The following is a 10,176-nucleotide window of genomic DNA, read 5'->3' on the forward strand; positions in this document are numbered from 1 at the left end:
CCATTGATAGAGGTGCTCGCGGTGTGGAGTGTACCAGCGCGCACCGCGCAGAATTCGCACGAGCAGCGTCAAAGTCGCGTCGATGACGAAGGCCGACGACAGGATCAGTTCAGGCCAAAGCAGGTCGGTTCGCCACGCCCACAGCATGGCCGTGAGGGCAAAAACGATGAAACCGACCGTGGCGCTGCCCACGTCGCCCATGAAAATGCGCGCCGGGGAGCGGTTGAAATACCAGAAGCCGACCGCCGCCAGGTCGAGGCAGGCGGCTGCGATGCCAATCCCGAACGCCCCGGCTTCTACCGCGATGAGCGCCGTCGCCGCGCCGAACACGATGGCCTGGAGCGCAGCGATGCCGTCGATGCCATCCATGAAATTGTGCAGGTTGATGCACCAAACGCCCGCAAGAACCAGCGGTACGGCCCACCACAGGCTGGAGGTCTGGCCGGCCACCGCCAGGCAGAACAGCACGGTGGCGATGAGCTGGATCGCCAGCCGCGGCCGGATCGGCAGGGACCCGTGGTCGTCCAGCCAGCCGATGGCGGCGATGGCGATGACCCCCACGGTGAAGGCCCCGACCACCACCGCGCCCGGTGAAGGCGGGAGCAGCAGCATGGCCGCCGGCATGCCGACCAGTACACCGAGGACGATTCCGATCCCGCCACCCCGGGGGGTCGGGATGCTGTGCGAGCGGCGCTGGCCCGGGGCGTCGAGCATGCCCCGGCGGTGGGCGTAGGCAATGGCCACGCGGACGCTCGCGAAGGAGACCAGGAACGAAGCCACGAGGCAGCCAAGGGCGAGAGCGACCGGGCTGGGCAAGGTCGGACTCATTCGTTGGCGACACCATGGATGGGACGCACGGTGCCCCAGTTCTTGCAGCTCGGGCACTGCCAGTGATGGGCCTTGGCGCCGAAGCCGCAGCGGCTGCAACGGTACATCGCCTGCCCTTCGAGCAGCTTGCGGGTCAGGTCGCGCAGGATCAGGTAGTTCTCGCGCGCCTCGCCGGAGACCTTGTCCATCGTGGCATCGATGAGGGCCATGAGGCCACGCACCGACGGCCGCTTGCGCAGCTGGCCGGTGAGGAAGTCGATCGCGGTACGTTCGCCATCGCGGCCTTCGTAAAGGCGGGTCAGCGCCAGCACCGGGGAAATGCCGTGGTACCTGCCCATGATCTCGCGCAGGAAGGCTTCGGCGCGATCCATCTGCTGGGAGCGGGCGTAGCAGTGAAGAAGCGGCGGCAGGATCTCGGGCACGAAGGCGATATCCGCCGCGATCGCAGCTTCGTACGACGCGATGGCTGCCGGCATGTCATCTTCTTCCGACGACAAGCGCCCCGCGATCATGTGCGCACGCACGCAATCGGTCTGGCACGCGAACGCTTCGCGGATGTACTCACGCGCTTCGGTGCGCGCGCCATGCTGCCGGGATTGTTCGGCCAGCTCGCAGTAAAACTGCGCGATCATCGCCGACTCGTCTTCGCTGGTCATGGCCTCCAGCCGGCGGGCGTGGTCGATGGCCTTGTGCCATTCGCGCTCGTGCTGGTAGATGGCGATGAGGTGGCGCAATGCCGACGGCGCCAGCGCATCCATGGCGACGAGGTCGGAGAACAGGGTTTCCGCGCGATCGAGCAGGCCCGCGCGCATGTAGTCCTCACCCAGTTCCAGCAGGGCCACGGTCTTCATCTCGTCGGAAAGGCCCTGGCGCGATACCAGGTGCTGGTGCAAGCGAATCGCGCGATCCACCTCGCCGCGCTTGCGGAACAGGTTGCCCAGTGCGAGGTGGGTCTCGACCGTGTCGCGGTTGTACTCGGCCAGGCGCAGGAAGACCTCCAGCGCCTTGTCCTGCTCCTCGTTGAGCAGGTAGTTCAGGCCACGGAAGTAATCGGACGATAGCTCGTTTACCCTGGCTCCCGAGCGCTTGGCGTCGGTGCGTCGGGCGATCCACCAGCCGCACGCGAAGGCGATGGGGGGTACGAGCGCCAGCAACCAGATCGGGTTCATGCGGGCTTCGCGCTAGCTACCTTGCTGCCGCGGAGGGCCCGCCGGCGCTTTCGCTGGTGGGCGAACGAGGTGCCCACCCAGGCAGTGAGGCCACCAAGGACCCACCCAGCCAGGAGGAAGGCGAGCATGGTGCCGCCCTTGGGCAGCGACGCCCGGGCGAACCCGAAATCGAAGGGCACCAGGTCGGCGTTGAGCGCACCGAAGACGACCCCGGCGGCAACGAACAACAGCATGAAAAGTATGGCGATCAGACGCATCCGGCGACTGTACCTGAATCGTGATTGGGTTGGGCGGAACGGTTTGGAATTTGTACAGTTTTCGGGGGTAAAGGTTGTGCGGTTCCCCGGCGCCAGGCCAAAAAAAACGCCGCTTAGGAAGCGGCGTCTTCGAGGGCCAGGTTTACGCGTTCGCGTAGTTCCTTGCCCGGCTTGAAATGCGGCACGTGCTTGCCCGGCAGGGCCACTGCCTCGCCGGTCTTGGGGTTGCGCCCCATGCGCGGCGGACGGAAGTGCAGCGCGAAGCTGCCGAAGCCGCGGATCTCGATGCGCTCGCCCGTGGAGAGGGCATGGCTCATCTGTTCGAGCACGCTCTTGACGGCAAGTTCCACATCGCTGAAGGCAAGGTGGGTCTGGCGCCGCGCCAGCGCCTCGATCAGTTCCGACTTGGTCATGGGTCCCCTGGTTCTTCGATAAAGCTGACGCAAACAACAGGTTACAACAAAAACGAGGGGCGGGTTCGCCGCCCCTCGCTCCGACTTTAGTCGGCCTTGTTCATCTGCTCCTTGAGGAGCGCGCCGAGCTTCGTCGTGCCACCGGCAGCGGACTGGTAGTCGGCCATGGTGTCGGCCAGCTCTTCCTCGTCCTTCGCGCGGATCGACAGCTGCAGCTGGCGGCCCTTGCGATCCATGCCCGTGAACTTCGCTTCGACAGCGTCGCCCACCTTCAGGTACTGCGTGGCGTCTTCCACGCGTTCCTTGGCGATGTCGTTGGCACGGATGTAGCCCTCGACGCCTTCGCCCAGGTCAACCAGCGCACCCTTGGCGTCCACTTCCTTGACCGTACCGGTCAGGACCGTGCCGCGCGGGTTCGTGGCCATGAACTGACCGAACGGATCCTGCTCCATCTGCTTGATGCCAAGCGAGATGCGCTCACGCTCCGGATCCACGGCGAGCACAACGGCTTCGACTTCGTCGCCCTTCTTGAAGTTGCGGACGAGGTCTTCACCCGAGGCCTGCCACGAGATGTCGGACAGGTGGACGAGACCGTCGATGCCGCCTTCGAGACCGATGAAGATGCCGAAGTCGGTGATCGACTTGATCTGGCCGGAGACCTTGTCGCCCTTCTTGTGCATGGCGGCGAAAGCTTCCCACGGGTTCGAGCGGGTCTGCTTGATACCCAGCGAGATGCGGCGACGCTCTTCATCCACGTCCAGGACCATGACCTCGGTCTCGTCACCGACCTGAACCACCTTGGCCGGGTTGACGTTCTTGTTGGTCCAATCCATTTCGGAGACGTGCACCAGGCCTTCGACGCCCGGCTCGATCTCGACGAAGCAACCGTAATCGGTCACGTTCGAAACCTTGCCGAACAGGCGGCTGCCGACCGGGTAACGGCGGGCAATGGCAACCCACGGATCGTCGCCGAGCTGCTTCAGGCCGAGCGAGACGCGGTTGCGCTCGCGGTCGTACTTCAGCACGCGGACGTCGAGCTCGTCGCCGACGTTGACGACTTCCGACGGGTGACGGACGCGCTTCCACGCCATGTCGGTGATGTGCAGCAGGCCATCGATGCCGCCGAGGTCGACGAACGCGCCGTAATCGGTGAGGTTCTTGACCACACCCTTGACGACCGCGCCCTCGGTGAGGCGCTCGAGCAGCTTCTCGCGCTCTTCGGAGAACTCGGTCTCGACGACGGCGCGGCGGCTGACGACCACGTTGTTACGCTTGCGGTCGAGCTTGATGATCTTGAACTCGAGGTCCTTGCCCTCGAGGTAGACCGGGTCACGGACCGGACGCACGTCGACGAGGGAGCCCGGCAGGAACGCGCGGACATCCTTGATATCGACGGTGAAGCCGCCCTTGACCTTGCCGGAGATCTTGCCGGTGATGGTCTCTTCCTTGTCGAACGCCTGCTCGAGGTCGTCCCACACCATCGAACGCTTGGCCTTCTCGCGCGAGAGCTTGGTTTCGCCGAAGCCGTCTTCGAGCGCGTCGAGCGCGACCTTGACTTCGTCACCAACCTCTACTTCGAGGGCGCCGTTCTCATCCTTGAACTGCTCGATCGGAACAATGCCTTCGCTCTTGAGGCCAGCGTTGATCACCACGACGTCGTTGCGGATTTCCACAACGATACCGGTGACGATCGAGCCGGGCTTCAGCTTCGAAATAGCCTGCTGGCTTTGTTCAAACAGTTCGGCAAAACTTTCAGTCATGTTGATTCCAGGGTTATGAAAGGCCGTACCCGGCGCAGGCGATCATCACTGACGCGAGCGGACGGGGGACCCACCGGTTGTGGGTGCTTACGGAGGGGCTCACATACATGGCGCCCCCGGGCACCGTTGCCAATAACCCACGCGCAACTGCGTGGGCGATGTGCCGAATGCGCCCTTACGGACGCACCACAGCGAATACTTTTGCCACCACCGCGTCGATGGGCATGCCGGTCGTATCGATGACGACGGCGCCCTCGGCGGGCTTCAACGGGGCGACGGGCCGTGACGCATCACGTGCGTCGCGCGCCTCGATTTCCCGTTGCAGGCCTGCAAGTGTAACGCTCAGCCCCTTATCCTTCAACTGCTTATAGCGCCTTTTCGCGCGCTCGGCCGCGCTGGCGGTCAGGAAGACCTTGAAGGCGGCGTCCGGGAAAATCACGGTGCCCATGTCCCGGCCGTCGGCGACGAGGCCCGGGGCCTTGCGGAACGCCAGCTGGACGTCGACCAGGGCCTGGCGGACCGTGGGGAACACGGCGACCGCCGAGGCCGCCGCCCCTGCCGTTTCCGTGCGCAGTTCGTCGGTGGCATCGTGGCCATTGACCAGGACGTGGGTCTCACCGCCGTCGGGACTGGCCTGGAAGCGGATCTTGAGGTGCTGGGCGCAGCGGGTCACCGCGGCCTCGTCGGAGAGGTCGATGCCCTCGGCGCCGGCGGCATAACCCACGGCGCGGTACAGCGCGCCCGAATCGAGCATGCGCCAGCCCAGCTTCTCCGCGACCAGGCGGCTGATGGTGCCCTTGCCGGAGCCCGAGGGGCCGTCGATGGTGAGGACGGGGACGGGCGTGGGGGCCATGGGATACCTCGGTCGCGAAACCCGCATGATACAGCGAGCCGCCGGGCGAGGCCTCCTGATGGACAGCTTCCGGCACGCATGCTACAAGCCCCCCAACCTTCCAGCACCACGCCAGCGCGCACGCATGCAAGACGATCTCCGCAGCCAGTTCGAACAGGCGTCGCTGGACATCACCCGGCTCGGGCACCGGCCGGACAACGATACGCTGCTGCGCATCTATGCCCTCTACAAGCAGGGCTCGGAGGGGGACGTCCGCGGCGAGAAGCCCGGCTTCTTCGATTTCGTGGGTACCGCCAAGTACGAGGCCTGGGCCAAGCTCAGCGGCACCCCGCGCGAGCAGGCGATGCGGGATTACATCTCGCTGGTGCGCGAGCTCGGGGGCTAGTCCGCCCCCAAAGCTCCCCAACTTATTTCGCGGTGATCCACGCCGCGACGGTCAGTTCGCCCATCAGCTCGGCCATGGGCACCCTGCCCCCTTCCCGCCTCCCGCTGCCCAGCAGGCTGGTCCACTTGCCCGCGGGGAGCTCGATTGACGTTCCTTCCCAGTGATCCGCGGGGATCGCCGGTGCCGACAGCCCGGCCAGCCAGGGCGCCAGGTGACGCCCCACGGCCACCACCAGCCGCTGGCCGCGGTGTTCGCGGGTGAAGGCGAGCACCTTGTCCGCCGCCGGGCCGGCCACCTCCAGCGGACGATAGGTGCCGCGCGAGAACAGCTCGGGGTGCCCCTTGCGGGCGCAAAGCAGGCGCACGATGACGGACTGCTTCAAGGCACCGTCGCGCCAGGCGCACAGTGCTTCCACCGGTGACGGCTCGCGTTCCAGCGACGCCGAGCGGGCCAGGAAATCGACCGGCCGCCGGTTGTCGGGGTCGACCAGGCTGAAATCCCAGTACTCGGTGCCCTGGTAAAGATCCGGGACGCCGGGCGTCGTCAGGCGCAGGACCGTCTGGGCGAGGCCGTTGGCCGCGCCGGGCGTGGCGATGTATTCGGCGAAGGCGTGAAGTTCCCCCGCCGCACCACCGGACAGCATCGCCCTGAGGAAATCCTCACAAGCGTCTTCATAGGGTTCGTTGGGCGAGGTCCAGCGCGTCCAGCGCTTCGCCTCGCGCAGCGCCTTGCGCTGCCATGCCGCGATCCGGGTGGCAAAAAGCTCGATGCCCTCCTCGTCATCCGGGGCAAGACCCAGCGGCCACGCGCCGACGAGCATCTGGTAAAGCATCACCTCGTCCGATGCCGAGGGCGCCATGCGCCCTTCGGCACGCTGGCGTAGCCCCGCGTGCCGGGTCCGCCAGCGCTCCACGGTGATCACCCAGCGCTCCGCGACCTCGGATAGCACGGCGAGCCTGGCCCGCAGGTCCTCGCCGCGCTTGTGGTCGTGGGTCGCCGTGGCGAGCAAGGTGTGCGGCAGGTTCTCGTGGCGCTCGGCACAGCGGGCGTGGAAGTCCTCCGGCGGGAGAGCCAGCCGCGCGGCATCCACGCCCACCTCGTTACGCGAGAGCAGACGGCCGTAGCGGTAACCCGCCGTATCCTCCACGGCTTTCGCCGCCACGGGGGAGGTGGCCTGCTGGAACGAGGCGATCGCACGCTCGCGGGCACGGCGCACCGGCCCCGGCGGCAAGGCACGCGGCGCTTCGCCACCCAGCCAGCGCGCGACCAGGTGCAACAGTTCCACGTCCTCGACGCGGAGGGTGCGCATGGCCCCCTCCACCGCACGCGCGAACACCGCCTCGTCGAACGCATCGCGGCCCGCACCACCCGCATACGTGCGGTACACCGGAAAGTGCACGAGCAACTCGCCCAGCACGCGGCGGATCGCCGCCTGCGAGACATCGCGTGTCGCCACGTCGGCGCGTGCGGCGGCGAACAGGGCGCGCGCGGTGCGATCCAGCTCGGTCTCGAAGCTATCCACCAGGATCTGCCGGCGCGCTCGCACCGCCTGGGTCGCGAAATCCGCGGCATCGCCCGTGAGCCGCCGCCACAGGTCCGTGAGCGGTGCTTCGCCATGCTCGTCGTGCAGCACGGCCGACACCTGGTCCATGAACTCGTAGCCGGTCGTGCCGTCCGTGCGCCAGTCCAGTCGCAGCGCTTCATCCTCCGCCAGGATCTTCTCCACGACGAGGTACGCGGCATCGCGTGGCGCACCCTGCGGCCGTTGCGTACGCAGCCGCTCCAGGCGGTGGCGCAACTGCCGGCAATAGCGGCGCGGGTCGGCCAGGCCATCGACGTGGTCGCAGCGAACGCCATCGATCAGGCCTTCCGCATACAGGCGGAAAATCGTGCGATGGGTATCCTCGAACACCACCGTGCGCTCGATGCGCAGGCCGGCGAGTTCGTTGATGTCGAAGAAGCGCCGGTAGTTCACCATGTCGCTCGCGAGCTTCCAGAACGCGAGGCGATAGTTCTGCTTCTCGATGAGCGCATGCAGGCGCGCCCTGCCCGCTTCGTCCTTCGGGTCGTGCGTGCGCTCCGCATCGTCGGCCAGCTGCGAGGATGTCGCCGGCGACAACGGCAGGTAATCGTCGTAAAGCCGCAGCACCCATTCGCCGCGGCGCTTGCCCAGCCGCAGGTGGCCTTCGCGCAGCACCAGGTCATAACCATCGCCAAGGATCGGCAGCAGCACGCGTCCGCGCACGAGCGGATCCGGCGCAAGCCAGTCGATGTCGAAATACCCGGCGTAACGGCTCTCCCGTCCCTGCCGGAGCACGTCCATCCACCACGCGTTCTCGCTACCCACGCCCATGTGGTTCGGCACGATATCGACGACGAGCCCCATGCCGTGCTCGCGCAGCGCGGCCACCAGCCGGCGTAGCGCGGGCTCACCGCCGATCTCCGGGTTGACCTCGTGGCAATCGACGACGTCGTAACCATGGGTCGAGCCGCGGCGCGCACGCAGGCTCGGCGAGGCATACAGGTGGCTGATGCCCATGCGCGCGTAGTACCCGACCACCGCAACGGCGTCGTCGAGCGTGAAGCCCGCATGGAACTGAAGGCGCGCCAGCGCGCGGGGTGGGCTCACGTGCGGTTCCGGTTCCGGGTCTGGTCTATCGCTGCGCTGACGGCATGCGCGATGGGGCCATCGAACAGGCGCGCCGACGAATCCGGCATGCGTCGCCGCCAGTTCGGGTGCACCGCATCGGTCGGCCCGGGCAGGTTCGGCTGCTCGTGAAGGCCGAGCACATCCTCCACCGGGAAAATGGCGATGGGCGCGGGGGCCTGCGCCACGTGCTTCGCCGCGGCCACGACCACCGGCGAGATGTCGTCCGGAGCGGGTGGCGATTCCTCGTTGTACGCCGAGTTCGATGCGTACATCGCGCTCCACAGGCGGTGCCGGTCCTCTTCGCGCTGGGCCGCTTCATCCACGGCGGGATCGTTCAGCCCGGTGCGTTTGCGCCACTCGATGTCACGGCCACTCCACCAGCCGGCAACGGTGGGCACATCGTGCGTGCTCGTCGTCGCCATCGCGTTGTCGGACCACTCGCGTGGCGCGACGAAGCCGCCATCCGCGGCGCGCTCGAACCACAGCACGCGGATGCCCAGCACGTTCTTCCCGCCGATCGCCTCGCGGAAGTCGGACGGCACCGTGCCGAGGTCCTCGCCGATGATGACCGCGCGGTGCATGTGGCTTTCAAGGGCGATAAGGCGCAGCAGGTCCTGCATCGGATAGCGCACGTAGGCGCCTTCGGTCGCGCCCGCGCCGTGTGGAACCATCCACAGCCGTTTCAGGCCGAGGATGTGGTCGATACGTACGCCGCCCGCATAGGCCAGCGCCGCGCGCAGCATGCCGATGAAACCGCGGAATCCGGTCTCGCGCAGGCCACGGGGAGAGAATGTCGTCAGGCCCCAATCCTGGCCAAGGCGGTTCAAGGCATCCGGCGGCGCGCCGACCGAAAGGCCCTTGAGCACTTCGGCCTGGTGCGCCCAGGCATGGCTGCCACCCGAATCGGCGCCGACGGCAAGGTCGGCGATGAGGCCGATCTTCATGCCCGCATCGCGCGCGGCCTTCTGCGCTGCGGAAAGACCCTGCGCCGCGAGCCACTGCAGCCATGCATGGAAGCCGACTTCGCGCGCGTGCTCACGGGCGAAGGCCGCGACCTCGGGGCTCGCGGGATCGTGGAAGGCTTCCGGCCAGCCCTGCCAGCCGCCGGGACGGCCATGCGCGGTGAAGTCCGCATGCAGCGCTTCGAACCGTGCATGCCGCTCCAGCGGTTCGCCCTGCTCTCGGCGGAACGTGGCGAAGCGATCGGCGTGGGCAAGGTCGACCGAGGCCCATTCGTAGACCGAGCGCAGGATGGTCATGCGCGCACGGGCGGCGCGTGGCCAGTCGATCAGTTCCAGCCACTCCAGCTCCGCCAGCTCCTGGCGCAGGTTGTGCGTATCGATCACCGCACGCACGGTGGGCTCGCCGCTCGTCTGCGCCGGGTCGATGTAAAGGCCGTTGAGGAACAGCCGGCTGGAAGGCGCATACGGGCTGTAGCGCTCGGGCGCTGCGGCGAACAAGGCATGGACCGGGCTGATCGCCAGCGCGTCCGCGCCCTTCTCCGCCGCCGCGCGCGCGCATATCGACAAGGCGGTGAAGTCGCCGATGCCGCCGTCGCCCGGCCGCCGCAGTCCCGACACCTGCACGGCCATGCCCCAGGGCCGGCGCGCGCCCTGCACATCGCCTACGCCGAAGGCGCGCGGTGGCGCGACGGCGACGACCACTTCGGCATCGTCGACGAAGAGCGTGTAGTAGCCAGGCTCGGCCTGGGCGGGTAGCCGGGATTCGCCGGAGGGAAGCTCGCCCTCGCCGACGAGTACGTCACCGCTCCCCAGCAGCTTCCACACGCGGCCGCGCGATGCGGCCGGCACCTCGATCGGTGCACCGACGTCCGCGGTGATCATGCGCGGCAGTACCGCGC

Annotated in this window: 9 protein-coding genes; 1 reads left to right on the forward strand and 8 read right to left on the reverse strand. The window is 67.3% G+C overall.

Annotated features, from left to right (window positions below):
* The 6 genes from ACTHLF_RS15665 to cmk form a co-directional block, all read right to left on the reverse strand.
* A partial coding sequence (locus ACTHLF_RS15665) for a glycosyl transferase family 4 (RefSeq protein ID WP_440328398.1) occupies positions 1 to 780 on the reverse strand: 780 nt, incomplete at its 3' end.
* A 44-nt stretch (positions 781 to 824) separates the two neighbouring features.
* Positions 825 to 1,997: a lipopolysaccharide assembly protein LapB gene (lapB, locus tag ACTHLF_RS15670; protein WP_440328399.1), complete on the reverse strand. Its 1,173-nt coding sequence runs from the start codon at positions 1,995 to 1,997 to the stop codon at positions 825 to 827.
* The gene (locus ACTHLF_RS15675; protein WP_440328401.1) at positions 1,994 to 2,254 is read right to left on the reverse strand and encodes a lipopolysaccharide assembly protein LapA domain-containing protein; all 261 of its coding nucleotides are present in this window, start codon (positions 2,252 to 2,254) and stop codon (positions 1,994 to 1,996) included. The genes lapB and ACTHLF_RS15675 overlap by 4 nt, the downstream gene beginning before the upstream one ends.
* A 113-nt stretch (positions 2,255 to 2,367) precedes the next feature.
* Positions 2,368 to 2,667: an integration host factor subunit beta gene (locus ACTHLF_RS15680; RefSeq protein ID WP_247335824.1), complete on the reverse strand. Its 300-nt coding sequence runs from the start codon at positions 2,665 to 2,667 to the stop codon at positions 2,368 to 2,370.
* A gap of 86 nt (positions 2,668 to 2,753) precedes the next feature.
* On the reverse strand, positions 2,754 to 4,427 hold the full coding sequence (rpsA, locus tag ACTHLF_RS15685; RefSeq protein WP_440328403.1) for a 30S ribosomal protein S1: 1,674 nt from the start codon (positions 4,425 to 4,427) through the stop codon (positions 2,754 to 2,756).
* A gap of 175 nt (positions 4,428 to 4,602) precedes the next feature.
* On the reverse strand, positions 4,603 to 5,280 hold the full coding sequence (cmk, locus tag ACTHLF_RS15690; protein WP_440328405.1) for a (d)CMP kinase: 678 nt from the start codon (positions 5,278 to 5,280) through the stop codon (positions 4,603 to 4,605).
* 124 nt (positions 5,281 to 5,404) lie between these two features.
* On the opposite strand from cmk, the gene ACTHLF_RS15695 reads away from it, so the two are divergent.
* Positions 5,405 to 5,665, forward strand: coding sequence for an acyl-CoA-binding protein (locus ACTHLF_RS15695; protein ID WP_440328406.1), 261 nt, complete (start codon positions 5,405 to 5,407; stop codon positions 5,663 to 5,665).
* A gap of 22 nt (positions 5,666 to 5,687) precedes the next feature.
* Here the strand turns inward: ACTHLF_RS15695 and treY are convergent, their stop codons facing one another.
* Positions 5,688 to 8,294, reverse strand: a complete 2,607-nt coding sequence (treY, locus tag ACTHLF_RS15700; protein WP_440328408.1) for a malto-oligosyltrehalose synthase — start codon at positions 8,292 to 8,294, stop codon at positions 5,688 to 5,690.
* On the reverse strand, positions 8,291 to 10,176 hold a 1,886-nt coding region (malQ, locus tag ACTHLF_RS15705), incomplete at its 5' end, for a 4-alpha-glucanotransferase (protein ID WP_440328410.1). The genes malQ and treY, both read right to left, overlap by 4 nt.

The organism is Luteibacter sp. (genome assembly GCF_051958795.1).
Classification (GTDB): domain Bacteria; phylum Pseudomonadota; class Gammaproteobacteria; order Xanthomonadales; family Rhodanobacteraceae; genus Luteibacter.

Bases quoted from the DNA above. Each gene is read 5' to 3' on its own strand.
- cmk (WP_440328405.1), bottom strand. From the start codon at position 5,280: ATGGCCCCCACGCCCGTCCCCGTCCTCACCATCGACGGCCCCTCGGGC.
- rpsA (WP_440328403.1), bottom strand. From the start codon at position 4,427: ATGACTGAAAGTTTTGCCGAACTGTTTGAACAAAGCCAGCAGGCTATT.
- ACTHLF_RS15695 (WP_440328406.1), top strand. From the start codon at position 5,405: ATGCAAGACGATCTCCGCAGCCAGTTCGAACAGGCGTCGCTGGACATC.
- ACTHLF_RS15675 (WP_440328401.1), bottom strand. From the start codon at position 2,254: ATGCGTCTGATCGCCATACTTTTCATGCTGTTGTTCGTTGCCGCCGGG.
- ACTHLF_RS15680 (WP_247335824.1), bottom strand. From the start codon at position 2,667: ATGACCAAGTCGGAACTGATCGAGGCGCTGGCGCGGCGCCAGACCCAC.
- lapB (WP_440328399.1), bottom strand. From the start codon at position 1,997: ATGAACCCGATCTGGTTGCTGGCGCTCGTACCCCCCATCGCCTTCGCG.